Here is a 25,096-nt window from a genome sequence, read left to right as displayed (position 1 = left end):
GCGGCCGAGAATCCCCATCCCGCCCTCAAAGAGCGCCTTGTTTCTGGCAAGGGTGTTTCGTAACTGGCGCGATACCACCTGCTTGGGGTGGCCCGTGCAGGCGTGTGAGGATCCGCCTGTGGAGTGTGATGTGTGCGGGCGGTCGATGTGGCGGTGGCCGGTGCCACCAACGGCCTGGGAAGAGGAGATCTGGTCCTGTTCCTGGTGCCATGCGGCCACCCATGTGGGCGGCGAGTGGTTCGAGGTTTCGCGACCGCCGTATCTGCCCATGGGATGCGTTGGGAGCAGGCCGTCCAGTTATCCGAGCTCGCCGAACCGCCGGCCGCGAGGAGATACCCTCCCTCGGCTTCCTCTCCGAGCTCCCTCTGGCTGAAGCGCGACGACCGCGCCCGGCGCCGGTCCGAACGGCGCATCAAGGCCGCCGGCTTCCCCCGCGACAAGTCGCTGCGCAGTTCGACTTCGCCGCCAACCCCAACATTGACCCGGCCATGGTCCACACCCTCGCCAAGTGCGAATGGATCAACAAGGCACTGCTGCTCTGCCTCATCGGTGGCTCCGACATAAGCAGTTCGCATTTGCTGATCGCGCTCGGCACGGAGGCTGCATTGGCCGGCCATCGCGGCCACGAGCTGGTCGGAGCTGCCCACGACAAGCAGCTGACCAAGAACATCGCCCTCTACGGCGCCGCGTCGACCCTGCTCTGCATCGACGAGCTGGGCTACATGGAACTCGACCACCGCGGCGCCGAACTCCTCTTCCAGGTCCTGACCGGACGCGAGGAGAAGAACAGCGTCGCCATCGCGTCCAACGAGTCCTTCTTCGGCTGGACCACGGCAACATCATCGAGACCGATTCCTACCGACTCGCCACCAGCCGAGCCCGCGCCGCACGCGGCTGCGTGAGCATGCTCAGCGCTCACGGATTCTTGACCACCACCAGCCGCCCACCGTGAAGGCGTTCACCGGCGCAGGATTCGGCAGAGTGCGACGCTCGAACTCATCGTCGATACGCGCAACCAGCCGGCCGAGATCGCGCCGGGCACCGCGAGGGAGGTGAAGCATGACCTCTTCCAGATCATCGCGGGCATACTCCACCTCAAGTCCGGGCTGCCAGACCTGCGGCGCGTTCAGATAACGGCCGGGTTGCCTGAACGCCCACTCGAAACGGGCGAGCGCGTCAGCAACCGCGCCAGGCCACATCCGCTCATCCTCGACGCGGTGGACAGCTGTACGAGTCCTCGCGGAAACGCCCCGGATCCGCCGAACTACAACGTGTCTGCGAGGCCGCCACCGCTCAGCACGGACGGCCTTCGGGCGCCTACGCGGCATCGCCCTTTCTGATCAACATGCCGTCATCCTGCCACGAACGGGGCCGGCTCCGCCCGCACGATCGAGCCCCACCACCCAGGGGTGCTCCCGCCTAAAACCTACGCAGTCAGGAGCAGTTGCCGAAGCTCTGTCGGCAGCGTTCGCCTGAATCGCGTCTCCGCTGCGACGAGATCGGGTGGCTGGACAGGATCCCGGAAGCCCACGATCTGTCTCTACATGATCCGGATACGGGCAGCCTTGGCGCTATTGCTGGACGTGGTTCGAGAGCGCCGCTGCGGTGGCGCGGGCGAAGCCTTCCGGGTTGTCCAGCATGATGTTGTGCCCGCAGTCCGGGACCGAGACCACGGTCACCCCGGCTTCGGTGAGCACATCCGCGCCCGGAAGCGGGCCGTCGGCCTCGGGCAGCAGGTAGGTGCGGGGGATTTTCAGGTCCAACAGCAGCTCACGCATGGTGGGAACGGTGCCGCGGGTGAGGTGCACCGCGCTGCGATGCAGGGCCTCCCGGCCTGCCAGACGCATCGTGGACCACCATTGGGGACCAGCCCGGTCTCCGATCTCCTCCCAGCCGCCCGCCAGGAACTCCTCCTCGGAGTAAGCGGCGATGCCGCTGCTGCCCGCTGAGCCGAGTGCGGGCGAGATCGGGTCAAGATTGGCGTCGACCAGGACCAGGCTGGAGACCAACTGAGGGTGCCGGGCGGCCAGGACGATGGCCACCGAGCCACCCATGCTGTGCGCGATGAGCTCGGCGCCCACGACACCCGCGCTGGTAAGGGCCGCGGCGAGGGCGTCGGCGTGCGATTCCAGGGTGTAGTCGAAGTCCGTCGGCCGGTCACTGATGCCGTGCCCGAGCAAGTCGATCAGCAGCGAGCGACGTCCGGCGAGCAGAGGATGAACCGCAACCTCCGCGAAGTAGGCCGGCGACGTGGCTCCCAGACCATGGACGTAGACACGTGACGGCTCCTGTCCCGGCAGCTCAACCCAGCGGATCCGACTGCCCTCGGGCGTCACAGCGGCGTTGCGCACAGTCTGCTCTCCTCCACTCCGGATCGACGGAGAGACGAGAGTAGCCACCTATCCTCGGTGCACCATCACCGCCCCACCACTGAGCCTTGGGCGGGCACCAAAAGCCTCGACCGGGCCCGCGACCTTGTCACTGGTGGTGCGATGATCGCCGTCACCTGCGTGAGGACGCCGGATTTAATAACCCGGGGGCGGCTCGGATGGACACGTTGCAGGAAGTTTCGCATCGGTGGAGAAGCGCCTGGCACCGATCTCGCCCGGCTGTCGTACGGGCAGGCCCGCGCTCTGCTGGACCGTCATACAGCCGTCGGCGGCGCGGCCGGCTCCGGCTGGGACCTGCACAAGTGGCGGCCCTCGGGCCTGACCCACCTCGGCGAAGCCGGCGTGAGCCTGCTGATGCTCATGGCCAAATCCCGACACCGCAAGCCGGAGAACGTGAAGCGGTACTGCAAGCCCTCGCCTGAGGCAATCGCCGAGGTCACCAGCCTGCTCGCGCCTGGCGACAGTGGCCGGCAATCAGGGCAGACGAAGACCGGGCTGGAAACGGACCCGAGGGTCCGGTACGCTCACTACCGGACCCTCGGGTCCGTTTTCGGGTTGCCGTCAGCATGTAAGGAAATTCCCTATGCCTCACGTCCGTATCAGCGAAGCTCTCCGGGCCCTGGTCTTCGAGCCTGACCCGAACGAGGAGCTGCGTCAGGTCCTCGACCGGTACTACGCCCCCGACTACACCCACCGCAGCGACGGAAAGACGCTGAGCCGTGAAGAGTTCGGGGAGATGGTGGCGCGCGTCAGGAGCCAGATAACCAGCGGCGCGGTAACCGTTCTTGACGAACTGCGTGAGGGCTCCACCTATGCCGAGCGCCATGTCTTCCGCATCACCCTGGAGAACGGCTCCACCCAAAGCCGCGAAATCACGATCTTCGGCACCTTCGCTGAGGACGGCCGCTTTCAGCACCTGAGCGAGACCGGTTTCGACATCGACGCGGACGAGACCCACTGATTCCCTGACGATCGGAGTGATCATGCCCCGCCTGACCGATCCGGACCCCACGTCGTTCCCGGCCGAGGTCCGCGAATTCCTCACTTCCCTGCCGCCCGACCCCATGGTGAAAATGCTGTCGCATTCGGCCGGCACCGTGAAGCCCTTCGTGCAGCTCGCGAAAGCGCAGTTCACCGCCATGGAGCTACCGGCCCGTTCGCGTGAGTTGGTGATCCTCGCCGTCGCCGAGTACACCGACAGCACGTTCGTCGCAGCTCAGCACAGCCCCATGTCACAGTCGGCCGGGGTCGACGAGCGGACGCGACAGCTGGTCCGCGCCAGGCAAATCGACAGTCAGGAGCTTTCTCCTTCCGACCGCGCCCTGCTTCGCTTCACGGTCGACGTGGTGCAGCGCCCCCACATCTCCGACGAAATATTCGGGCAGGCTTGCGGGTTCCTCACTGAGCGCGAATTGGTCGAGGTCCTGCAGGTGATCGGCTACTACTGGTCATTCGGCCGGATCTCCACGATTCTTGAGGTTGAGGTAACCAAGGTCTACGGCGAGGAACCAATACTGAACAAACCGACCGAAAGCACCTCCGGCTGAGACCTCGCGCCAGACCATCCGGAATTTCGGCCGGATGGATCACAGACCAGGTTCGCCGGTGGGCACGCCCGCGGTCGCCCACCGGCATCGCGCCCCTCATGCCGTCAACGTGATCGTCCACCACTTAGAGGCAGGTTTCCCCCGAAGATGACCCCTTCCAAGGCTTCCGAATCCGAACAGCGGACAGCCGGTACGCCGAGGCGGTCGGACGCCCGCCGCAACCACGAGCGCGTGGTGGCTGCTGCGGTCGAGATCTTTCGCGAGTACGGCACACAGGCATCCGTTCCCCAGATCGCGGCGCGTGCCCAGGTCGGGAAGGCGACGGTCTACCGAAGCTTTCCTGCCAAGGAAGACCTGCTGGAGGCGATCACAGGGCTGAGCTTGGGGCGGCTTGAACAGCGCACTGCCTCGGCACTGCGCGAAGCGGACCCCTACGAGGCATTCCGCCTCTATGTCCTCGAACTCTTCGACGCCTTGGCGCGCGATCGTCTCCTCGCGGAGAGGCTTGCGGATGCAACTTCCCCGGCCGCCGCATCCGTCTTGGAAACCCTGGCGAGGGCGATGGAGACGGCGCGGGCAGCCAAGACGCTGCGCGAGGACGTCACTGAGATGGATCTGCGGGTCATCCTGTGCGGTACGGCCTTGCAATTGGTGCGGTTGACCGAACGCGACCCGGCAACGTGGCGCCGCTACGGAGACATGGTACTCGCAGCTCTACGGCGCTGAACTGTGTTAATGATCGATTCGCGTCATCCTTCCTGCGTTGCATCAGGCGCGCGCAGGGGCCGCAGACCGTCCGGCAGGTCGGGAAGCTGAAGGAATACCGACCGAGCACGTTGATGTGGTTGCGCACGAACGGTGAGAGCCGGACGACGCCGTCGTCGCGGACCTCGAAGCCGTCGGCGCGGAGCTGGACGACGGCGGCGTCCATGTAGCGGGTGTTGAGGGGCACGATCGCGTTGACGACCAGCCCGAGGGCGCCGATCTGGTCGGCGCCTCGCGGCGTGGGTTCGCCTTGGCGCCGCGGTGCCGGGCCGGCGGCGCACATACTCCGGTCAGCTGCGCTGGAAGAACTCCACCTCCCCCACCGCCAGATGGCGGCCCTGGGTCTGTCCGACGGGTGAGCGCAGTGCCAGGCGGAACGCCGTCACGTCGCTGATCTGGATGGGGATCGTCTGCGGGCCCGGTTTGTCGCTGAGCGAGAGCACCTTGTGGCGCTTCCCGCCGTCCCGCGTCGTCACCTCCATGTCCAGCTGGAGCGCGCGCCCTTGACGGGCGTAGTCCTGCGGTTTCGCGGACGCGCCGTTGGTGATGATCAGGTCGACCAGACGGAACGGCTTGCGGAAGGTGTACGTCACCGTGGCGCCCGCCGCGGGTGCGCCCCAGTAGCGGTTGCTCAGCCCGTCCGTGGTGTTCGTCGCCGGGTGCCGGGCGACCTCCACGCTCGCCGTGATGTTCGCCGGGGTCACGGGCTTGGCCTTGCCCACCTTGTCGCGAGTGTCCTCGATCAGGGCGCGTCCGGCGGGCAGGAGCAGGAAGCCACCCGCGCATCGGGCCAGCACGACCGCCAGGATCACGAAGAACCGCCAGGCCTGGCCCGAACTCGCCCGCACCCGGCGGCGGAACGGCCAGGCCGTCCGCCACCACGGCAATGGCACCGGCTTGGCGGCGGGCTTCAGTTCGGCCGCGCAGCGCCGACAGAACCGCCGGCCCGGCTGGTTGGGCGTGCCGCAGGCCGGACAGGGTGTGCCCGCCACGGCGTCGGGGGTCGCGGCGGGACGTACGACGGGGCGGGGCGCCACTGGTTTGGCGGGGCGCACGGGCGCGGGGTCCTGCTGCGGCGGCTCGGGGGTGGGGTCCGCAGGGGTGGCGGGGGCGTGCGGTGGCTGTGTCTGAGGGGCTGTGAGGGCGGAGGGCGCGGGCTGTGCGGAAGGCTCCGCGCGTACGTCGTCCGACGCGGTTCGGGTCGGCGTGCTGGTGTGCTCCTCCTGGCCAAGGGTGGCGCGGTCGGCCTCCTCGGGGTGCGGGCCGGCTGCATGCGCGTCCTCGGCTCGGCCGGCGCGCGTCAGCCGGGTCCGCAGCGAGGGGGTGCGCCACCACCCGGCCGACGCGGACTCGTCGGCGGAAGGCGGGGACGGCGGCGGCGCGGGGTCGGGCGCCGGGTCCGGTGCTTCCGGGGCCTGGGGAGGGGTACTCGGGGCAGGCTGCTCCGAGCGATATGGCCGGGGCCTCGGCTGGCGTGCTCGCCGACGGTGTCGTGTCCAACCCCCCGAGATACGCCCCGCAGTTGCCGCAGAAGTCGTCCCCGGGGTCGTTGGACGCCCCGCACGCGGGACATGCGCGCATGGCGTCACCTCCCTTCGTCGGCGGGCGGGCCGGGCAGGAGCTCCACCCGGCAGACGGTGTGCACCGGGCACATGGCCCGGACGATCTCGCGGACCTTCCCGAGGTCCACCTGCTGCGCGCGAGGGCCCGGCCACACCCGGACCAGGGTCTCGGCGGAGGGCTCCGGCGGCCGGTCGGCGCCTGCGGTGCGCGACCACGAGCCGGGTGCCGAGCAGGCGCCGTTCGTCGAGGGTCGCGGTGATCGCCTGCAGCACCTGGTCGGAGGGGATCAGTTGCTCGAAGCGGAGCCGGTCGTCGCCCTCGCCGGCCACCGCGTCCGGCACGACGAGGACTCGTGCCGCGCCGGCGCCGCCCGCGGGCAGGCTGCGCACCCGGCGTATCGAGGGCGCGGCCTGCCGGCTGAGGATCTCGTAGTCCTCGGCGGTCACGGCGCGCTTCCGCATCCGCAGCGCCTCGGGCGCCCGCAGCTTGGCCTTGGCGACGCTCTCACCGGCGACGCCGCCGCGCGCGGCTTCCCGGTTGTCGACTCGGGCGACGTAGGGAACGAGCTGCGCAGTACGGAGATCGCGCCGCGGGCGACGTTGCCGGCCGGGCCGCCGCCGGTGCGGTAGCGGGCGACCCGTATCCGCGCGCCCTCGGGCGGTACGGCGCCGCACAGGCGCAGCATGCCACTACAACCAGCGCGGATGGGCGGCCCGGTCCTGGACCCGCCGGCCGTGGGCTCCCTTACCGCAGGGGCGGCGTTTCCACGGGGTGCTCGACGGACCAGCGGGTGACGACGCTGTCACGCCGGGCCCGCACCGGCTGTCGAGCCGGCGCGAACCAGCGCGGACCGACCGGTGCGCCGCCATGACGCGTAACCTATGGGTTACGCTTTTCCCGTGGACGAACTCACCGACGTGGCCGCCGCTGTCGCCGATCCCGTACGCCGGGACATCCTGGTCATGTTGCGGGACACCCCGCTCACCGCGGGCGAGATCGCCTCCCGCTTCTCCATAAGCCGGCCCGCGGTCAGCCGTCACCTGCGCGTACTGCGGGAATGCGGCCTGGTGCGCGACGAGCAGCACGGTCGCCACCGGCGCTACACGCTCGTCCCCTTCCCGCTCGGCCGGCTCACCGAGTGGCTCGCCCAGTTCGAGGCCCGCCAGGCTCCGGACTGGTCCCGCCACCTCGCGGCGCTGGACACCGAGGTCCACCGCGCGCGCCGGGAACGCCGCCTGGCCGAGCCCGTCGACACCCCCAGCACAGCACGAAAGAAGGACACCGCATGACTCTCGAACCCTCCGGGCAGCTCGTCCCCACCGCGACGGGCCACGACCTGATCCTCACCCGCACCTACCGCGCCTCCGCCGACGACGTCTGGGCGAGCGTCACCGAGCCGGAACGCACCGCGCGCTGGTTCGGCCCCTGGCGCGGCGAGGCGGGTCCCGGCCGCACGATCGAAGTGCAAATGGCGTTCGAGGAATCCGACGACTGGATTCCGGTCCGAGTCGACGCCTGCGAACCACCACGCCGACTCGCGGTCTCGACGCAGGACGAATCCGGCTCATGGTCGCTGGAACTGCTCGTGGCCGAAAGCGACGGCATCACCGAACTCCAGCTGATCCACCACCTCACCACAACCGAACAACTCGGTGAGACAGGACCGGGTTGGGAGTACTACCTGGACATGCTCACGGCGGCCCGCACGGGTGGCCCTCGCCCCGACTTCGCGGACTACTACCCCGCGCAGAAGGCCTACTTCGAGTCACTCGGCTGACCCGGCTCGCACACGCTCAGGCGCTCCCGGCGGGGCGAAGTGGTTCGCCTGCGGCAGCGGAGGCCCCCCGTGCACGCGAGCCGAGGGTGACGCAGACCCCTCGCATCATCGCGAACCGCGCCACCGAAGGAGACTCGATTGAAGATCGTACTGATGTCCGACCCCCGCGTCGCGGCCATCCCAGTCCAAGACTGCGGCGAAGAACTCAGCGACATCCGGGCATCCGGCGTGTTCCTCGTCGACGACCGCAAACGAGACCCGGAAGGCCACTACGCCCTTCTACGGCACAGCCTCATCGAACGCCTGCAACAAGCCCAACAGCTCCTGCCCTCGGGACTTCGCCTGCTCATCATCGAGGGATACCGGCCCCCGGAGCTCCAACGCGCCTACTTCGAGAAGTACGTCACCGAGTTGCGCCGCAACAATCCCGGCTGGACCGACGGCCGTGTCCATGAGGCCGCGAGCCGCTACGTCTCCCCACCCGAGATCGCGCCGCACAGCGCCGGCGCGGCCGTCGACCTCACCCTTGCCACCGCGGACGGCCAGGAGGTGGACATGGGAACGAGGGTGAACGCCTCTCCGGAAGAGAGCGGCGGCGCCTGCTACACCGAGGCGGACTCGATCAGCCCCACTGCCCGGGCCCATCGCGAAACTCTGTGCCGTGTGATGTCTTCCGCTGGTTTCTGCAACTACAGGACCGAATGGTGGCATTTCAGTTTTGGGGACCGGTACTGGGCACTGCACGTCGACCGACCGACAGCCATCTACGGCCCACGCGAGGGCACTGGCACGTGACAGACCTCGACTGCCGGGAAACAGCGGCGCTACCCGAGCAGCCAGGAGGGACGCCACTACCTCGACCGCAGCAGACCTCGGAGTCGACTGAGGAGACCCGTGCCCGCACAGATGCCGTCGCTGCTCGCCGTGTTCGCCCACCCCGACGACGAATCCCTGCTCGCCGGCGGCGTCCTCGCTCAGCACCGGGCAAGCGGAGGACGCACGGGAGTCGTCACCACCACGTGGAGCGCGGACAGCTCCCGCGCGGCGGAACTCCGCGACGCCCTGGCCGTGCTCGACGCCGGTCCTCCCCGCATGCTCGGGTATCGCGACGCGCGCGAGGACTCGTCGTCGCCGAACCGGTCACGGCTGTGCGACACCCCCATCGGAGACGTCGTCGACGACCTGGTCGCCCAGATCCGCCGCTTCCGCCCCGACGTCGTGGTGACCCATGACGCACTCGGCCAGATGACAGGGCATCCCGACCACCGCTTCACACACCAGGCCACCGTCCTGGCGGTCGAGGCCGCAGCGATCGGCAGCCTCCACCCAGAGCACGGACGGCCCTGGCAAACCCCGGCTCTGTACTTCGCCACTCACACCGAGTCCGGCTCCGGCCCCCTCGCAGCCGTACTGGCCGGCGTGGGTAAGAGCGCACTCACCGCCCCCGACACTCACGCCAGCGTGACGGTGGACGTGAGCGAATGGCTGCCCTTGAAGTGGGCCGCCATCCAGGCCCACCACAGCCAGGTCACAGCGGATCGCCCCCTGCCCGGGCTCCTGGCGCGAATGCCGTCGGCACAGCGAGATGACATCCTGCGCACCGAGGTCTTCACCCGCATGTCCCTCAGCCCCGGACCGGCGACGTCCACCGTGCTGACGTGCTGACGAGTTGGCGCGTTGCAGCAGCGATGTTCGAGGACGACGTGAGCCTGTCCCGGCTCGGGGCCGCGAGCGGTCCCGGCTCTGGCTCAGTTGGTGAAAGGCCAGGTCATCGGAGTCGGGCTGAGTGGGATCCAGCGTTACTGCGCTGATCCCTACGCGGCAGCCACCACCTGGCCGGCCGCGACCTGGGGAGGGTTGGGGAGCAGCGAGGCGAGGTTGTCCCGGACGAAGTCCGCCGCCCTCCTGGTCGACTCCTCGGCCCCGGCCTGGTCTTCGAAGACGCCGGTGGAGACCATCACGCCCGCTCCGGCGTCGACCCAGTAGTAGGCCACGAAGCCGGGGACCTGGCGGAGGATGGGCACGAATCCCTCGTTCACCCGGCGTCCCGCCTCGGCAGGGTCAGTCACCCCTTCGTAGCGCCGCACCACTGCGTACATAGCTGCTCTCCTCACAGATCCCACGATCACCTTGCCGGAGAGGGCATACCCCCATCACGCGTCGCCCGCTCGCGCGATGCCGGGGAACAGCACGGATAGGCGTATCGGTGATCCATACCGGGCCCCTGCCGTGACCGAGGCCGGGCAAGCCAGTCACCACGGACCCGGTGTCAGAACACGATCGGCGTCCCCCTCACCCCGCCCCGCCAGAAGCCACACCGACTGTCACGCCGGCCCGATCACCGACCGCGACAGCCCCGACCGCCCGGAAGTCATCCGCGACAACCTCGTCGCCCAACGGAAAGCTCCGGGTCAGCCTGGCAAGCTCGGCTCATGCCGTCAGGGAGCAGGGACAGGCTTCGCTGAAACAATCGCCGCATGACCCGCAATGAGATCCGCTTCGAGTTCCTGCACCGTGGCAGTGCCGGCGCGCTCATGATCGTCCCGCGTATCGATGGGACACCACTGCCACAGCTGATCGACGGGTTCGAGATCGCCGCCGGGATGAAGCCCTCAGGCGACGCCTACGGTGGTCTGATCCCGGAGTTCTTCCGCTTCGGCCCGCTGACGGACCACTTCCTCGGACGCTCCACCAACGCGATGGGCCCGAAGACACCGGTCCTGGGCTGTGAATGCGGCGAGTGGGGATGCTGGCCACTCATGGCCCGCATCACCGCGACGGCCGACCTCGTGACCTGGGACGCTTTCGAACAACCCCACCGCACCACGCGCGACTACACGGCGTTCGGCCCGTTCCATTTCGACCGCCACCCATACGACGGCGCCTTGCGTGCCCTGAGCGCGACAACCGGCGCCGACAACCCATGAGTTCACCCGCGCCATCTCACCGACTTCAGCAGGAGCCGCCGCATGGGATCCGGGAGACGGACGAAATGGCTAAGAGCACTGAGGAGTGCAACGCCGTCTGGGCAGCCCTCTCCCGTGTCACCCACACCGGAAGTGGAGCGCAAGCCCACTCACTCAACTCCCTCCTCGAACAGTGGAGCGCACTAGTGGACGAGGTGGAGGAGGGCTACACGTGGTGCGCGCCGGAACTCGACAACGATCTCTCGTGCCGGAACGCGCTCGCGGAAGTCTGGCCGCTGCTGCCTTCACGTGTCCGCGTGATCAGGGAACCGGAACTCGACGGCATCGACGTTCGCTACCGCCGCGCGACGATCCCATGGCCCGACCACTCCGAACAAGGCGCTCGATGGTGGACACGGCGTGTTCCCCGGCGTCTTTACGTCGAATCCGCAGAGCAACGGGACCCGGACTGGCCTTTGGGATAGGAAATGATGCCGTTCCCCCGGCCCACTGCCGTGGAAGTAGTCACTTGACTGTGCGTAGCGTACCGATCAAACCCCGGACGAAGCAGATGCAGTTCAGGGAAGTCTGTGTCCGTTGCCCAATGCTCCGCGTCGACCCACAGCAGCGCCGACGCACGCCGACGGCAGACCCTGGGAGTGAAGGCGCTGAAGATCAGCCTGAGGCCACCGGCAGCAGGCTGACCTCCCCCGGCCGGCTCACCCGGACCCCTGACCGCCCGCCCGTCGCACTGGGCATGGCGACCATCCCCGGACCAGCATCGTGAAGCCTCTGGTATCACTGCCGTCGGTGCTGCGGTTCGTCGTCTCGGACAAGAGAAGGCGGCCGTCCGTGGATCGGCCGGCCGCCTCTCACGACGCGCTCATCGGGTGGACGAGGGCTCCAGCCTGTCGTCGTGGCAGTTGCGCGGCGCGGTCACCGGGTTGCAGCGGACCGGCTCGTTGCCGGGCAGCTCGGCGACGAAGTCGCTGTTGTAGCGGGCGGCCATGCCGACGCTCGGGAAGTCGGTCGTGACCATCTGCGCACCGCTGTCCAGAGCGGTCTGGACCCGGCTGAACTCGTTGTTGATGACCGTCTTCAGCGGCTCGTCCGAGCGGGTGCGGACGATGTAGCCGCGCTCGACCAGGTCGCGGATGGTCGCCTCGTTGGCGCCACGCGGGTCGTTCACCATCGTGATCGCCGCATCCGCGTCGCCGGGGTTGCCGCGGGTGAAGACCGCACGGCCCTGAAGGCTGGGGTGCCCGTCGAGGTACATGTCACGGATGGTGCCGGGGCCGCCGTTGTCGAAGAAGAACATCACCTTGCCGCGCGCCCAGTCGAGGGTCGGCCAGCCGTTGTCCAGGACCGACTGCTCCAGCGTCAGGCCGGGGCGGCGCAGGTCGTCAGCGGTGATCAGCTGCGACTCGGAGAAGACCGAACGGATCTCCTTGTCGACGTCGTCGAGCAGCTTGCCGCTCCACGCCGGGCTGACGGCACCGCCGAGCTTCTCCCAGCGGTCGTCGGTCTGCTTGAGCTCGAGCTGCATGATGATCGGCACATGCTGCGGGTTGGCCTTCGACCAGGTCTTCACCTGCTGCATGCACACCACGAGGGTGCGGCAGGTCGAGTTGTAGTCCTGGTCGGCGACATGGATGACCTTCATGCCGGGTGCGGCCATCGCCGGGTCGTCGATCGGGCCGAGACCGGCCTGCTTGCGCGCCAGCGGATGCTGGTACAGGCCGCCGTCGGGATCGGGCAGCAGGTCGAACTCGAGCGCACGCACGTTCTGCCGGCCCAGCAGATCGGAGACGGAAGCGTGCGAGTAGAAACCCCACGACGGGTAACCAGGGTCGATCTTGACCGACTCGGCCAGCTCGACGCCCTGCATCTCCCGGTGGAAAGCGTTGTGGGCGCCCATGAACTGGATCTCGTTCATCCGGACCTTGCCGGAATGCGCGGTGGCGCTCGCGGCGGCCGGGTCCGGCTGCTGCGCCGAGACGGCACTCGGAACAACGGCGCTCGTGAAGACCGTCGTCAACACGGCGGCAAGTATGACGCCCAGGCGGGCACGGGTGATCATCGTTCCTCCAAAGGTGGCAACCTCCGCAACCTAGGAATCAGTTGTGTCCCGGCAGTGCCTTCCACTCTCCGGAAGATCACCGAAAACATGAACCCTGCCTGAACAGGCCACACGTCACCGCCCCACTCGAGGACGGCCGACAGCCACAGTGACCGGCAGCAGCGCCGGGGCAGGGAGAGCCGGCGAACCATACTCGCGTCGCTTGTCGCCCGTCGCTCGCCGCTCCGCGGCCTCACCCCAGGACTCCGGACCGGTCGGCGCGTCCGGCCGGAGCCAGTGGGTCACATCCACGGCCAGGACCGGGCGTTCGTCGGCGGCCTTGGGCTGCGGAAGCCCGGCCAGCACCTGCCGCAGCCGCGGAACATCGACGTTCCCGCTGTAACTGGTCCTAACAAAGCCGCTGGACCTGCCGGTGGGTGATCAGGCAGACGGCGAGTCCGAGGAACGTTTCGTGGATTTCGTCGCGCCGCTCCCACCGGATGCGCAGGCTGCGGAAGCCGTGCAGCCAGGAGACGGTCCGCTCGACGACCCAGCGGAAGGTGCCCAGGACGGTGCCGTGCGGTTGTCCGCGCTCGGCGATCGCGGGCCTGATCCAGCGCTGCCGCAGAAGCCGGCGGTACTTGTCGTGGTCGTAGCCGCGGTCCGCGAAGAGCACCTCGGGCCGGCGGCGCGGCCCGCCGACGGCTCCCGCCACTGCCGGGAACTTGTCGAGCAGGGGCGGGAGTTGGGTGACGTCTGAGCCGCGTGAGCTGGAGCGACTCCCAGTACTACCGCTACGCCAATCAGCCCCTACGCCTGCAATTCCGCGCACCCAACGGAACTTGCGTCAAGGTCAAGACAATGACCGTGAGTTCCACCGGCTCCCTGAAAACCACCATCACCGTCACCCGCGACGGATACCGGCGCTACAGCTACGCGGGCAACGCCACCACCTCAGCAAGCAATGCACCGGGGCGATTGCGTCAACATTCGGTGAGACGCAGCGCAAAGCATGACAGCGGAGGTCCCTGTCCCTCACCTGGCGTGAACAAACGCCGAGGCGGAAGTGGAGCCTCCGGACGGCGGCGGCTACAGCACCATCAAGACGGTGAAGAGCGGGCCGGCCCCTCGATGACCACTCCTCCGGGGCCACCCTGAACTGGCAGAACTCGGAGGAGGCCGCCGCCGCGCTCGTGCTGCCCCTGGGCTAGGGCCACAAGCGCACGGTCCCGGTGCGCCTCAAGCCGAACGACGAGGGGATCATCGTCACGGTGGAAGTGTCCCCGCCAACCGCCATTTACCGTGAGACGGCCTACTTCCAACCAACCCTGGGCTGAGCTGTGGGAACTGTCGACGAGGACCCTGGATCAGCTCACCGGACCCGGTCCTGGCGCCGGCGGCGCACCACTGCCCATTCCGCAGTCAGGCGGTGGCCCGAGCGGCTGCGTCGATCAGGCGCGTCACCTCGGCGGGGCGGGAGACGCTGACGGCGTGCGAGGCATCGATCTCGACGGTCGTCGCTCCCGCGCGCTCCGCCATCCATGCCTGCGTCCGCGGCGGGATGTTCCGGTCCTGCGCGGCGATGAGGACCCAGGACGGGATGCCTCGCCACGCGGGTGTCGAGGAAGCGTCTTCAAGCGCCACGTTGCTGACAGGACGCTGTGTGGCGGCCATGATCACGGCCCTCCCTTCAGGGACGTCGGCCGCGAACTGGTGGTGAAACCTGCCCTGCTCGATGTAGAGGTCCGCCGCTTCGCGGCCGTCGGCCAAGGTCACCGGCACCGGACGCAGCACTTCGCCCAGCGTGCTGCCGGGGAACTTGCCCGCAAGTTCGAGGGCGCTCTCCCCGCCATCGGGCATGAACGCGGCCACGTACACGAGGGCCCGGACGTTGTCTAGGCCACCTGCGGCATTGGTGATGACCGCGCCGCCGTAGGAGTGGCCCACCAGGACCACGGGGCCGTCGATGCCGGCCACAAGCTGGCGGACATGGAGGGCGTCACCGTGGAGTCCGCGCAGTGGGTTGCTGGCGGCTATCACGTCGTAGCCGTCGGCCTGCAGCTTCCCCACCACGTCGTTCCAGCTGGAGGAGTCCGCGAACGCGCCATGCACCAGGACGACGGTCGGCTTCAGCTTTCTCATGGGTTATGGGTCCTTCTCTCATGTTCTGATCAATTCGTCCCGGGCGTGGCATCGCCTCGGCCCCTGGGTCACGGGCACACCTGATGACGACGGCACCGGGTGAATGCATCCGTGTGCTCACTAGGACAAGAAGGAAGCCGTACGTGTGACAGTGGGACGAGGGTGCAGTGGTCCGCCCTCTGCCGCGGCCGTTCCTCCAGGCCTTCGATTTGACACCTGACGGTTTCACACGCAACCTTCTTCTACTAGTTCACTAGTAGAAGGTTGATTGTGGTGCGATACCGCATCGATCGACGCAGTGGCGTGACCGCCTACATGCAGATCGTCCAGCAGACCAAACAGGCGATGCGGCTGGGCCTGCTGGCGCCGGGCGATCGGCTGCCGACGGCTCGCGAAGTGGTGGGGATGACGGCCATCAACCCCAACACCGTGCACAAGGCTTACCGGGAACTCGAGCACGAAGGATTGGTCGAATCACGACGGGGCGCGGGGACGTTCGTGACCCGGTCACTGTCGCGACCCGAGACTTCCGGCGACTCGGCTCTGCGTACAGGCCTGTTGCAGTGGCTGCGGCGGGCCCACGCGGCGGGGGTCGGGAGGGACGACGTGACCGCCCTGTTCACGGACCTCATCGCGGATTTCGACGCACTGCCCGCGGAAGGCCATACCACCGATTCCCACGAAGGGCCCACGCCTTGTGAGAAAGACATTGAGGAAGTGTGATGAACAAGCCCCTCCCCACTGACCACGCCGGCGGACCAGGCGCTCACCATGCAGGGCCGGCTCTGGACCGAACCGCCTTGGAAGCCCACGGATTGGGACGGCGTTTCGGTCGGTCCTGGGCACTGCGGGACTGCAGCTTCCGCCTGCCCGCCGGGCGGATCTGCGCCCTAGTGGGCCCCAACGGTGCGGGCAAGACGACGCTGCTGTCCATGGCCGCCGATGTGCTGAAGCCCACTCAGGGCACACTGAGTGTGTTCGGCGACGATCCAAGGACGCCGGCGAGTCGCGGGCGTGTGGCGTTCGTCGGGCAGAGCAAGCCGCTCTACCCGGGGTTCACCGTCGCCGAGATGCTTCGTGCCGGCCGTGAGATGAACCCTGGCTGGGACCAGGGAGTCGCGGAGCGCCTCGTGGCACAGGGCGAGATATCGCTGCACACGAAGGTCGGACACCTTTCCGGCGGCCAGCGCACCCGTGTCGCCCTCGCCCTCGCACTCGGCAAACGACCTCGACTGCTGCTCCTGGACGAACCCATGTCCGACCTGGACCCACGTGTGCGCCACGAGATGACGGCGGCTCTGATGAGCGAGGTGGCCGAACACGGGACCACCGTTCTGATGTCCACGCACCTGGTCTCCGAGATGGACGCCGTGTGCGACTACCTGCTCACGATCACAGGGGGCCGCGTACAACTGGCCGGGGAGATCGACGAGCTGCTCGCCGCGCACACCATGCTGGTCGGCCGCGACAACGGGCACATCTCGCCCCCCGAACTCGCCCCTCACACCGTCGTCTCGACGGAGCGCTCCGGCGGGCAGATCACCGCACTGATCCGACCCGAGGGACCGGTGGCCGGTACATGGATGCGGCACCAACCGCACCTGGAGGAGCTACTGATCGCCTATCTCGGTGTCTCCGACGTCCCTCCCCTGATCACTCCCAGCGCGCGCACCGGCGCCGGTAAGGACGACGCCGCATGAACGACAGCCACGCCGCCACGGTCCCCCTCTCTCCTGTGCGGTTCCCGCACTTGTCCGGCCCTGTCTGGCTCATCTGGCGCCAGCACCGTGCCGCGTTCTGGACCGGTGCCGGTCTGCTCGCCGCGTTCGCCGTGTTCGTCGTCTTCCAGCGCGCCGAAATGGTCGCGTACATCGACGCCCACAACCTGCTCGGTTGCGTGTACGACTCCCCTGAGCCGCGCTGTGAGGGGGTCAACGCATTTCGGGGGCAGTTCTACGACCTCCTGCACTACACCGGCCTTGTGATCTCTTTCGCCCCACTGATCATCGGCGTCTTCCTGGGCGGACCCCTGCTCTCCCGTGAGATGGAGAACGGCACGTATCTGCTGTCACGGTCGCAGTCCGTCAGCGGTACTCGGTGGTTCGCGTACAAACTCGGTGTGCCCGCCGTCGTCACGCTCGTCGGCACCGGCGTCCTGTCGGCTCTCTACACCTGGTGGTGGAAACCCGCGGACGAACTGCTGAAGGGGATGCACTGGTACGACTCCCCGCCGTTCAGCAACATCGGCGTGGTACCGGTCGCCATGTCGCTGTTCGCACTGGTCACCGGCGCGGCGATCGGCGTCGTCATGCGCCGCACAGTGGCGGCCATGGCCGTCACCGGTGCTGCCTGCATCGTCGGCTGGGCCGGCTTGAGTCTCCTGCGCCCCCTGCTGTGGCCCACGAAGGAGGCGACGGCACAGCAGTTCACCGCCGACCTGTACGGCTCACCGACTCCCTTGGGGCTTCTGCAACCCCATGCGTGGCCGATGGACCTGCCCAGCAAGCCGTACTCCTCCTGGAACATCGACTGGGGGTACCTGACCACGTCGGGAGAGAAGTTCACCTCCACCGCATGCGGGGCTCTCAACGAAGCATCCGCAGCGTGTGCCAGGGCCCACGACGTGGCCGGTGTCTGGATTCAGTACCACCCGGCCACCCACTTCTGGCCGCTCCAGTGGGTCATGGCCGCGGTGCTGCTGGCCATGACGGGCGCCGTCACCGCATTCTGCTTCTGGTGGGTACAGCGCCGGTCATAGTCTTCATCCGTGCCGTACCGCGGGGATGCCCGAGCCGCTCGGCTCCGGCATCCCTGAGCGGCAGCAGCCTTGGATCCGGCGAGTCGGCAGCTCTCCCGACCTCCGACCATCAGGCATGACGAAGGACACGGAACACAACGTGTCACAACTTCTTGCCGGCAGCAGATGCGAGCCTCGGGCAAGCGGTCACATCCGGGAACAAGCATGCCACGGGGGCCGCGGTTCTCCCGGAGACGGCAGCTCCGGGCGCCGCACTCGGGGGAAGAGCACGGCGCCCGGCAGCCGGCACCCGCGGGCTCTAGTTCGCAGGCGCGCGTACGGTCGAACCCGAACGCCGACGACACACTACCAAACACATGAGCACTTATTACCAACGTTGTGTTCGGCGCGGATGCGCCGAGCCCCAAGGGCCTGAAGGTGCGCCGGGTCCGTGCAGCATGCCGGGCAGATCACGATCGCTTCGTCTGTCAGCCCCGCCCTGGTATTCCGGCACAGACCCCGCACGAGGGCGCACCTGTGTGCGGCAGGGATGCGGGCCGGCTCCAGTATCTTGTGAGCCCAGGGGTTATGCGTATAACCTCAGCGTAGCGGTACGTTCCACGACCCTGTCATCGGTGAGGAGGCTCCTGACATGAAAACCCGTCAAGGAAGCCGACACCTCTTCGGCGACCATTCCTACCGCAGCGAGTTCTACGGCTGACCAGTCGACCGACGCGAGGGCATACGTGTGCCCTCGTCCCGGCCACCAGGGCACAGGTGTGCCCTGCCCGACTGAGCTCCCTCTTCCACCAGCCAAGGAACCTCGCCATGTCTTTGCCCTCCCCCGCCCTTCCTTCCCTCGCCCACGACGGCACCCTGTGGGCGGCGAGCCACATGCCGCTCCTCATGGCCACCATGCGGAAGCAGGCATCGGTGTTCGCCGGCCGCCGGATAGGGATCTGCCTCCATATCGAGCCCAAGACCGCCGTCCTGGTCTCCTGCCTGGCCCAGGCGGGCGCCGACGTCGTGCTCACAGGGTCCCCTGGTACCACGCAGGAGGACACAGCCGACGCTCTGCGCGATGCCGGCGTCACGGTCGTGGGGCACCGCTCGGACACCCTCGACCAGCACCGCGAGAACATCCTCCAGGTCATCGATGCCCAGCCGGACCTCATCCTCGACAACGGCGCCGACCTGATCGAGGCGGTCATCTCGCGCGGCGGTCTGCCCTCTCTCATCGGAGCCACGGAGGAGACCACGACCGGAGGCCTGCGCATCCGCTCCTGGAACACTGCGCCGCCCTTTCCGATCATCGTCATCAACGACAGCCGGCTCAAGCTGCTGGTCGAGAACGAATTCGGCGTAGGCCAAAGCGTCGTCCAAGGCTTCATGAACGCCACCAACCTCATGCTCCCGGGCGCCCACGCCACCGTCGTGGGCTACGGCCCGTGCGGCCGCGGCGTCGCCGACACCCTGGCCGGTCTCGGTGCGCGGGTCAGTGTCGCCGACACCGACCCCTACCGTGCGCTGGAAGCAGTGATGGCGGGCCACCGCGTGGGCGACCTGCTCGACCTCCTCCCTCAGACCCAACTCCTCTTCCTCGCCACCGGACACCCGAACGTCATCGGCCCGGCGGAGATCGAGAACCTTCGTGACGGCACCATCGTCGCCGGCGTGGGCCACATGCCCTGGGAACTGGACACCCAGGCCCTTCGCGAGCAAACCACCTCCATGCACCGCTCCGGCGCCAGCGGCCAGGAGCGGGCGATCCACCGGCTGCGCGACGGCCGGGAGATCACCATCCTCGCCGACACCAAGATGATCAACCTGACAGCCGCGAAGGGAAACCCCATTCAGGCCATGGATCTGGGCCTGACCCTCCAAGCCCGCAGCCTGGCCGCGCTCGCCGGAGATGACCACCCGTCGCTCGTCAACGGCACCCAGCCCGTTCCTGAGCCCATCGACCGGCAGATCGCCGCCGACCTGGTGAAAACCCTGACAACCCTCTGATGCACCACGGCCGCGGCTGCAGACCAGTGACCAAGGCTTCACGGCGCAGCGGCCGGCTGGTCGGCCGTCCGGTCGCCGCGCCGGGAGTGGGTGTCGGCCTCGCTCCAGCGTCCCGTCCCGTCCCTGTCCCATGGCTCTGGTCGGGTCGGTGCGGCGGCCGTGGACAACGATCTGCCACAGTCCTCCCCACTCCTCAGGCAGCCGTTGCGCACGAGTCCAGAGATCGCTGTTGTCACAGGCCGTGTGCCTGGGACTCTGCCCACAGGGCCCCCAGGCACACAACCGTCGTAGGCTCGGTCAGTCGAACGGCACCACCCACACGTCGGCGATCGAGGGGTCGTAGTCGGTGCCGGTGTCCTGGAAGCGGAGTCGCACGGTGCCGTCCGACGTGTCGGCGGGTTCGACCACGAACTGGTGCGTGAGGGTGCCCTGGCCGCTCTCGCCTCGCCTCAAGTCGACGTTGTGCACCACCTCGCCGTCGACCTGGACGTCGTAGGTCTTGCGCCGGGCACCGTCGAAGGTCTCGACGACGCGGACCACGAAGCGAGCGCCGACGGGTACGGCGGCGTCGAACTCGAACCAGCCGCCCGGGTAGGAGGAGTGGGTGTAGCGCCGTGTCAGTCCGGCCTCGGTGTTCGTCCCCGAGTGCTCGGACGCCGTCAGCCGGTGGGCGGACTCCGACGGCCCGTCACCGAGGTCGATGTGGTCGCTCGACTTCGTGGGTGGGGTGGGCAGCGAGACCTCGATCGTGCCGGTCGCCTGCTCCGCCGTCGTCGATCCTGTCGCCACGGTGACCGTGGCCGCCCGCTCGACGACGGTGAGCGGCACCGTCACGACGGCTTCGACCGTTGTCCCCGCGCCCGGGTCCAGGTGGTAGCCGACCGGGTCCGGTGTCGGCCAGCCGTCGGGGAGGTCGAGCGTGAGCTTGCCGGACTGCTCCACCTCGGTGCGGTTGGTCAGCACGGCGGTGACGGTGGCCGGTTCGCCCGGGGCTGCCGATTCCGGCGTGGTGGACACCCTGGCGATGGCGACGCCGGGGGCGACCATCAGGCCCGCCGACACCGGTAGCGTGGCCGTTCCTCCCGCGTACTGGTACGACACCGAGCCGGTGAGATCGGCCGCGGACGCCTGCGCGTCGCTCGCGACCGTGACGTCGTAGGCGTGCTGGAGCGTGCTGCCCGTACCCGTGCTGGACGCGTGCCGGCCCACCGGCTTCACCGTCCAGCCACTGGGTGCCCGCAGAGACGAGTCGACGCCGGTCAGCGGCCGCTTGCCGGTGTTCTTCAACCCCACCGTCACGCGGACGACGTCGCCAGGGAGGATCTCACCGGGCGGCACGTCCAGCGTGGCCACCGCACCCACCAGGCGCGACGACGCCCGCGAGAGGAGCCGCTCGATGCCGGTCAACGACTCACGCAGCGCCGTGGCCGCCGTACTGCCGATCGCGCCCTGCTCGGCGTACGTCCGCGTCCATCGGTCGAGGTCGGCCACACTGGCGAGCGCGCGGTGCACCGCGGCGGCGGTCATCCGCTCGTCCGCGCCCTGGCCCTGCAGACGCCACGCAGCGGCGAGCTCGGTCCGCATCAGGGCGGTGCGCACCTGCAGATGCCCCTTGGCGATCTTGCCGGGACCGCGCACCTGCAACGCGTCGACGTCGTCGGCGAACGACGCCGCCTGCGTACGGGCCGCCCCCACGTCCCCGAGGACGGGGTCGACCGCGAACGCGTAGTGGCCTGAGCCGACCTCCAGCACCACGTCCCCGTCGGCCTGCTCGACGTACGTCACGTCGTCGACCTCGCCGATCGGCTTGCCGCCCTCCGTGACCGCCCAGCGGTTCGGGGCCGGGATGCGCACCTGCGCCGTGGTGTTCGCCGGGACGTCGACGTCGAGGTTCATCGCCCCGTCGGTCGTGTCCCACGTACTGCGCACCGTGCCGTACGGCGTCTCGTGGCTGAAGTCGACGTGGTCGATGCCCTCTCCGGGCTTCGGGGCGATGAGTACCTTGCGGTAGCCCGGTTCGGCCGCCGAGACGCCCGCCATGGTGCGGTACATCCACTCGCCGACCGCGCCGTACGCGTAGTGGTTGAACGAGTTCATCCCCACGTCGTTGAAGGTGCCGTCGGGGTTGATGGAGTTCCAACGCTCCCAGACCGTGGTCGCGCCCTTCCCGATCTCGTAGCCCCAGGACGGGTAGTCCTCGTGTTGCAGCAGCCGGTAGGCGATGTCGGAGCGGCCCGCCTCGGTGAGTGCCGGCAGCAGTCCGTCGACGCCGAGGAAGCCGGTCGACAGGTGGTAGTCACGGCGCTCGAGTGTCTTGACGAACTTGGCGACGATCGCGTCGCGCCGGTCGGCGGGGGCGAGGTCGTTGGTGAGCGTCAGGATGTACGAGGTCTGGCTGTCGCCCTTGACGGTGCCGTCGGCCCCGATGAACGCCGCCTGGTACGCCGACCTGATCGCCTCGTAGCGCCGCTGGTAGGCGGCCGCGTCGTCGTCCCGGCCGAGGGCGGCCGCCATCTGGGCGAACTCACGTGTGCTCTTGGCGACGAACGCGGTGTCGAGCACGTCGGCCGGGGTCGCGTCGTCGAGGTTGAGCCAGTCGAGGTAGCCGCCGGCGGAGCGGATGTGTCCGGTGGAGTCGGCGTCGAGGAAGTCGACGTAGCGCTTCATCATGTCGTAGTTGTCGCGGATGACGTCGGTGTCGCCGTAGGCCTGCCACAGCGTCCACGGCACGTGCACGCCCGCGTCCATCCAGCCGGCCGACTCGTAGCCGCCGTCGAAGCGGCCGGGGACCACGGGGGCGACGCCGGGCAGCGAACCGTTGGGCCGCTGGGTGTCGCGCAGGTCCTGCAGCCACTTGGTCAGGAAGGACTGTGCGTCCATGTTGTAGACGGCGGTGCGGGCGAAGACGTTGATGTCGCCGGTCCAGCCCATCCGCTCGTCGCGCGCCGGGGTGTCCGTGGGGATGGACAGGAAGTTGCCGCGCATGCCCCAGACGATGTTGCTGTGCAGCTGGTCGACCAGGTCGGAGTTGGTGTCGAGTGTGCTGGTGAGGTCGCCGTCGGTGCCGACGACGACGCCGACCAGGTCGTCGGCGGCGGGGGCCTGGTCCACGCCGGATATCTCGACGTACCGGAAGCCGTGGAAGGTGAACGACGGCTCGAACGTCTCCGGTTGGTCGGTGGCGAAGGTGTAGTGGTCGGTCGCCTTCGCGCTGCGCAGGTTCGCGGTGTAGAGCGTGCCGTCGGGGTTGAGGACCTCGCCGTGTCGGATCTTCACGGTCCGGCCCGGCTCGCCCTTGAGGGTGAGGCGCACGTGGCCGACCATGTTCTGCCCGAGGTCGTAGAGGTAGGTGCCCTCGGTCGGCGAGTCGACCCGCTTCGCGGTCCGCAGCTCCTGGGTGACCCGCACATCGACCGCGGTCTGCGGTTCGAGTACGTTCGTCGGCTCGTCGCGGACGTCGGCCGGGGCCCACGTCGCGTCGTCGAAGCCGGGCTCGTCCCATCCGTCGACCTGCTCCGCCACCCGTGCGTCGTAGGACTCGCCGTCGAGCAGGTCGGCCTCGCGCGTCGGACCGCCGGTGGTGGTCCAGGTGCCGTCGGTACGGACGGTGGTGCTGGTGCCGTCCGTGAACTCGACCAGCATCTCGGCGATCACCGAGTTGTCCTGCCCGTAGACGTCGGTGCCGAACATGGCGACCTTGCCGCTGTACCAGCCCGGTGCGACCTCTGCGCCGAGCACGTTCGCGCCGGCGCGGACCTGCCGCGTCACGTCGTAGGTCTGGTAGTCGATGCGCTTGTCGTACGCCGTCCAGCCGGGTGCGAGTTCGGCGTTGCCCACCCGCGTGCCGTTGAGCCGCAGTTCGTACACGCCGCGCGCCGAGGCGTGGACGCGTGCCCGGGCGACCTCCTTGCCGCCGAGGTCGAACTCCTTGCGCAGCAGCGGGACCGGCTCGTCGCGGCGCAGCCAGGCCTCGCCGCCGTCACTGTCGACGCGCAGGCCGTCGGCGGTCACCGTGCCGGACGCGAAGGTGCGGTCGCCCGCCGGGAAGGCGGTGTCGACGAGGACGGTGCCGTCGGCGCTGGTGACCGTGACGTCGCGGACGATGCCGCGCTCGGCGCCGCTGGTGCGGAAGCCCATGACGCCGGGGGCCCCGAAGGTCGCATCATTGCGCTGGTCCAGCTGCTTGCCGTCGACTGTGGTGGTGATCGTGTCGCCGTCGACGGCGATCGCGTAGTCGTGCTCGGCGGCGAAGTCGAACCCGGCGGGGAACGGTGTCGCCTTGAGGACCGAGTAGCCGCTGTTGCGTTTCACGTGCGGGCGCAGTGCGTCGTCGGTGTCGCTGATCTGCCACATGTAGGCGTTCTCGGTGTTCTGACCGCGGAAGTAGACGCCGAGGGCCCCGCTGATGTCGGAGGCGGTGAACTCGATCGTGTAGTCGGTCCACTTGGCGCCCAGCGTCGGTGTCCGCGCCCCGATCCACTCGGCGGTCCACGGCCGATCGCCGAGTGCGGTGCCGAACTTGGCAGGCGCGCTCCACCGGGAGGCGATGCCCCGGTCGTCCCACACCCGGACGGACCAGACGTAGTCGGTCTGCGGCCTCAGCGCGGGGCCGCCGTAGCGGACGCCGACCGACTGGGAGGAGGAGACCTTGCCGCTGTCCCAGACGTCGGGGTCGTCGAGGCCCTCCGCCGAAGAGGCGACGTGCACCTCGTAGGCCCGCTGCGTGACGCCGCGGCGCCCGGAGTCGAGCTGCCAGCCGAGGGTGGGCGCCGTCAGGGGGATGCCGAGCGGGGTGTCGAGGGCGTTGACCTTCAAGTCGCCGACGCTCGTTGCAGCGGCGGCTGGCGGGGTGGGCGCGGCGGGGGCCGCGGGTGGACTCGCTGCCGTCCCCGTCGTGGTTGCCACCACGACGAAGACTGATGCAGCGACCGCGGCGGCGATCTGCTGACGCACGGGCACGAGCGCTCCTCTGGAGGCGTAAAGGATCGGCGCAATGAATCGCTTCAATCGCATACTTTGGGGGTGGGCGCTCCATGTGGCAACGGGTTGGACAGATTTGATGGAGCGTCTGTGCGAGATCAATGAATCGGTTCAAGCTGATCGATCATCGTATCCACGGGGCGTCGGGAGAGCCTGATGGCTCGGCACACGAGCCCATCACCCGCGCTCAGGCGGTTCTACGATGGTTCGTCTCCAGGGC

General features: G+C 68.5%; 20 protein-coding genes and 5 pseudogenes. 15 read left to right on the top strand and 10 right to left on the bottom strand.

Annotated features, from left to right (window positions below):
* Positions 1 to 293 precede the first annotated feature (293 nt).
* Positions 294 to 952: pseudogene (locus tag ACIP2X_RS07140) on the top strand (ATP-binding protein); the annotation flags it as partial.
* Here the strand turns inward: ACIP2X_RS07140 and ACIP2X_RS07135 are convergent.
* Positions 909 to 1,199 carry a hypothetical protein gene (locus ACIP2X_RS07135; RefSeq protein ID WP_401668540.1) on the bottom strand — a complete coding sequence of 97 codons (291 nt, stop codon included), beginning with the start codon at positions 1,197 to 1,199 and terminating at the stop codon, positions 909 to 911. The pseudogene ACIP2X_RS07140 and the gene ACIP2X_RS07135 overlap by 44 nt on opposite strands.
* Positions 1,200 to 1,571: 372 nt before the next feature.
* Positions 1,572 to 2,351: an alpha/beta fold hydrolase gene (locus tag ACIP2X_RS07130; RefSeq protein WP_401668538.1), complete on the bottom strand. Its 780-nt coding sequence runs from the start codon at positions 2,349 to 2,351 to the stop codon at positions 1,572 to 1,574.
* A 237-nt stretch (positions 2,352 to 2,588) separates the two neighbouring features.
* Here ACIP2X_RS07130 and ACIP2X_RS07125 point away from each other — a divergent pair.
* The 4 genes and pseudogenes from ACIP2X_RS07125 to ACIP2X_RS07110 form a co-directional block, all read left to right on the top strand.
* Positions 2,589 to 2,861: pseudogene (locus ACIP2X_RS07125) on the top strand (site-specific integrase); the annotation flags it as partial.
* A gap of 112 nt (positions 2,862 to 2,973) precedes the next feature.
* Complete coding sequence (locus tag ACIP2X_RS07120) at positions 2,974 to 3,351, top strand: nuclear transport factor 2 family protein (RefSeq protein WP_401668535.1); 378 nt, start codon at positions 2,974 to 2,976, stop codon at positions 3,349 to 3,351.
* A 22-nt stretch (positions 3,352 to 3,373) separates the two neighbouring features.
* Positions 3,374 to 3,937 (top strand): carboxymuconolactone decarboxylase family protein, encoded by a 564-nt coding sequence (locus ACIP2X_RS07115; RefSeq protein ID WP_401668532.1) that lies wholly within the window; start codon positions 3,374 to 3,376, stop codon positions 3,935 to 3,937.
* A gap of 147 nt (positions 3,938 to 4,084) precedes the next feature.
* On the top strand, positions 4,085 to 4,663 hold the full coding sequence (locus ACIP2X_RS07110; protein WP_401668529.1) for a TetR/AcrR family transcriptional regulator: 579 nt from the start codon (positions 4,085 to 4,087) through the stop codon (positions 4,661 to 4,663).
* Positions 4,664 to 4,686: 23 nt separating this feature from the next.
* Here ACIP2X_RS07110 and ACIP2X_RS07105 read toward each other — a convergent pair.
* The 3 genes and pseudogenes from ACIP2X_RS07105 to ACIP2X_RS07095 all read right to left on the bottom strand — a co-directional run.
* Positions 4,687 to 4,928, bottom strand: a pseudogene (locus ACIP2X_RS07105) (Tn3 family transposase); the annotation flags it as partial.
* Positions 4,929 to 4,992: 64 nt separating this feature from the next.
* The gene (locus tag ACIP2X_RS07100; RefSeq protein WP_401668932.1) at positions 4,993 to 5,694 is read right to left on the bottom strand and encodes a zinc ribbon domain-containing protein; all 702 of its coding nucleotides are present in this window, start codon (positions 5,692 to 5,694) and stop codon (positions 4,993 to 4,995) included.
* 780 nt (positions 5,695 to 6,474) lie between these two features.
* A pseudogene (locus tag ACIP2X_RS07095) lies at positions 6,475 to 6,944 on the bottom strand (baseplate J/gp47 family protein); the annotation flags it as partial.
* Positions 6,945 to 7,164: 220 nt separating this feature from the next.
* Between ACIP2X_RS07095 and ACIP2X_RS07090 the strand changes: the two are divergent.
* The 4 genes from ACIP2X_RS07090 (at position 7,165) to ACIP2X_RS07075 (ending at position 9,707) form a co-directional block, all read left to right on the top strand.
* A complete protein-coding gene (locus ACIP2X_RS07090; protein WP_401668526.1) occupies positions 7,165 to 7,554 on the top strand; it encodes an ArsR/SmtB family transcription factor in 390 nt (129 codons plus the stop codon).
* Positions 7,551 to 8,042, top strand: a complete 492-nt coding sequence (locus ACIP2X_RS07085) for an SRPBCC family protein (protein ID WP_401668523.1) — start codon at positions 7,551 to 7,553, stop codon at positions 8,040 to 8,042. Before ACIP2X_RS07090 ends, ACIP2X_RS07085 begins: the two co-directional genes overlap by 4 nt.
* A gap of 153 nt (positions 8,043 to 8,195) precedes the next feature.
* Positions 8,196 to 8,837 carry a M15 family metallopeptidase gene (locus ACIP2X_RS07080; protein ID WP_401668930.1) on the top strand — a complete coding sequence of 214 codons (642 nt, stop codon included), beginning with the start codon at positions 8,196 to 8,198 and terminating at the stop codon, positions 8,835 to 8,837.
* Between the two features lie 99 nt (positions 8,838 to 8,936).
* Positions 8,937 to 9,707, top strand: a complete 771-nt coding sequence (locus ACIP2X_RS07075) for a PIG-L deacetylase family protein (RefSeq protein WP_401668520.1) — start codon at positions 8,937 to 8,939, stop codon at positions 9,705 to 9,707.
* Between the two features lie 149 nt (positions 9,708 to 9,856).
* Here the strand turns inward: ACIP2X_RS07075 and ACIP2X_RS07070 are convergent, their stop codons facing one another.
* Positions 9,857 to 10,141 (bottom strand): hypothetical protein, encoded by a 285-nt coding sequence (locus ACIP2X_RS07070; protein ID WP_401668518.1) that lies wholly within the window; start codon positions 10,139 to 10,141, stop codon positions 9,857 to 9,859.
* A 378-nt stretch (positions 10,142 to 10,519) separates the two neighbouring features.
* On the opposite strand from ACIP2X_RS07070, the gene ACIP2X_RS07065 reads away from it, so the two are divergent.
* Both ACIP2X_RS07065 and ACIP2X_RS07060 read left to right on the top strand, forming a co-directional pair.
* Positions 10,520 to 10,969, top strand: coding sequence for a hypothetical protein (locus ACIP2X_RS07065; RefSeq protein ID WP_401668515.1), 450 nt, complete (start codon positions 10,520 to 10,522; stop codon positions 10,967 to 10,969).
* A gap of 185 nt (positions 10,970 to 11,154) precedes the next feature.
* Positions 11,155 to 11,433, top strand: coding sequence for a hypothetical protein (locus tag ACIP2X_RS07060; RefSeq protein WP_401668512.1), 279 nt, complete (start codon positions 11,155 to 11,157; stop codon positions 11,431 to 11,433).
* Positions 11,434 to 11,831: 398 nt separating this feature from the next.
* Here ACIP2X_RS07060 and ACIP2X_RS07055 read toward each other — a convergent pair whose 3' ends face one another.
* From ACIP2X_RS07055 to ACIP2X_RS07045, 3 genes and pseudogenes are all read right to left on the bottom strand, one after another.
* The gene (locus ACIP2X_RS07055; protein ID WP_401668509.1) at positions 11,832 to 13,028 is read right to left on the bottom strand and encodes a phosphatidylinositol-specific phospholipase C1-like protein; all 1,197 of its coding nucleotides are present in this window, start codon (positions 13,026 to 13,028) and stop codon (positions 11,832 to 11,834) included.
* Positions 13,029 to 13,416: 388 nt separating this feature from the next.
* A pseudogene (locus tag ACIP2X_RS07050) lies at positions 13,417 to 13,767 on the bottom strand (transposase); the annotation flags it as partial.
* 662 nt (positions 13,768 to 14,429) lie between these two features.
* Positions 14,430 to 15,149, bottom strand: a complete 720-nt coding sequence (locus tag ACIP2X_RS07045) for an alpha/beta fold hydrolase (RefSeq protein ID WP_401668507.1) — start codon at positions 15,147 to 15,149, stop codon at positions 14,430 to 14,432.
* 270 nt (positions 15,150 to 15,419) lie between these two features.
* On the opposite strand from ACIP2X_RS07045, the gene ACIP2X_RS07040 reads away from it, so the two are divergent.
* The 4 genes from ACIP2X_RS07040 to ACIP2X_RS07025 all read left to right on the top strand — a co-directional run bounded on the left by ACIP2X_RS07040 (position 15,420) and on the right by ACIP2X_RS07025 (position 19,896).
* The gene (locus ACIP2X_RS07040) at positions 15,420 to 15,872 is read left to right on the top strand and encodes a GntR family transcriptional regulator (RefSeq protein WP_401668504.1); all 453 of its coding nucleotides are present in this window, start codon (positions 15,420 to 15,422) and stop codon (positions 15,870 to 15,872) included.
* On the top strand, positions 15,872 to 16,849 hold the full coding sequence (locus tag ACIP2X_RS07035) for an ABC transporter ATP-binding protein (protein ID WP_401668502.1): 978 nt from the start codon (positions 15,872 to 15,874) through the stop codon (positions 16,847 to 16,849). Before ACIP2X_RS07040 ends, ACIP2X_RS07035 begins: the two co-directional genes overlap by 1 nt.
* Entirely contained in the window at positions 16,846 to 17,907 is a 1,062-nt protein-coding gene (locus ACIP2X_RS07030; RefSeq protein ID WP_401668499.1) for a hypothetical protein, read from the top strand. The genes ACIP2X_RS07035 and ACIP2X_RS07030 overlap by 4 nt, the downstream gene beginning before the upstream one ends.
* A gap of 807 nt (positions 17,908 to 18,714) precedes the next feature.
* On the top strand, positions 18,715 to 19,896 hold the full coding sequence (locus tag ACIP2X_RS07025) for an adenosylhomocysteinase (RefSeq protein WP_401668497.1): 1,182 nt from the start codon (positions 18,715 to 18,717) through the stop codon (positions 19,894 to 19,896).
* Between the two features lie 297 nt (positions 19,897 to 20,193).
* Here ACIP2X_RS07025 and ACIP2X_RS07020 read toward each other — a convergent pair whose 3' ends face one another.
* Entirely contained in the window at positions 20,194 to 24,855 is a 4,662-nt protein-coding gene (locus tag ACIP2X_RS07020; RefSeq protein WP_401668494.1) for a family 78 glycoside hydrolase catalytic domain, read from the bottom strand.
* Positions 24,856 to 25,096: the final 241 nt, after the last annotated feature.

Origin of the sequence: Streptomyces sp. NPDC089424 (assembly GCF_044749345.1) — a bacterium.
GTDB lineage: Bacteria > Actinomycetota > Actinomycetes > Streptomycetales > Streptomycetaceae > Streptomyces.
Note: the sequence above shows the minus strand (reverse complement) of the source record. Positions and strands in the feature narration are given on the sequence as shown.

Coding starts and splice junctions, on each gene's coding strand:
- ACIP2X_RS07135 (WP_401668540.1), bottom strand. CDS start 1,199: ATGTGGCCTGGCGCGGTTGCTGACGCGCTCGCCCGTTTCGAGTGGGCG.
- ACIP2X_RS07120 (WP_401668535.1), top strand. CDS start 2,974: ATGCCTCACGTCCGTATCAGCGAAGCTCTCCGGGCCCTGGTCTTCGAG.
- ACIP2X_RS07115 (WP_401668532.1), top strand. CDS start 3,374: ATGCCCCGCCTGACCGATCCGGACCCCACGTCGTTCCCGGCCGAGGTC.
- ACIP2X_RS07110 (WP_401668529.1), top strand. CDS start 4,085: ATGACCCCTTCCAAGGCTTCCGAATCCGAACAGCGGACAGCCGGTACG.
- ACIP2X_RS07085 (WP_401668523.1), top strand. CDS start 7,551: ATGACTCTCGAACCCTCCGGGCAGCTCGTCCCCACCGCGACGGGCCAC.
- ACIP2X_RS07080 (WP_401668930.1), top strand. CDS start 8,196: ATGTCCGACCCCCGCGTCGCGGCCATCCCAGTCCAAGACTGCGGCGAA.
- ACIP2X_RS07070 (WP_401668518.1), bottom strand. CDS start 10,141: ATGTACGCAGTGGTGCGGCGCTACGAAGGGGTGACTGACCCTGCCGAG.
- ACIP2X_RS07065 (WP_401668515.1), top strand. CDS start 10,520: ATGACCCGCAATGAGATCCGCTTCGAGTTCCTGCACCGTGGCAGTGCC.
- ACIP2X_RS07055 (WP_401668509.1), bottom strand. CDS start 13,028: ATGATCACCCGTGCCCGCCTGGGCGTCATACTTGCCGCCGTGTTGACG.
- ACIP2X_RS07045 (WP_401668507.1), bottom strand. CDS start 15,149: ATGAGAAAGCTGAAGCCGACCGTCGTCCTGGTGCATGGCGCGTTCGCG.
- ACIP2X_RS07035 (WP_401668502.1), top strand. CDS start 15,872: ATGAACAAGCCCCTCCCCACTGACCACGCCGGCGGACCAGGCGCTCAC.
- ACIP2X_RS07030 (WP_401668499.1), top strand. CDS start 16,846: ATGAACGACAGCCACGCCGCCACGGTCCCCCTCTCTCCTGTGCGGTTC.
- ACIP2X_RS07025 (WP_401668497.1), top strand. CDS start 18,715: ATGTCTTTGCCCTCCCCCGCCCTTCCTTCCCTCGCCCACGACGGCACC.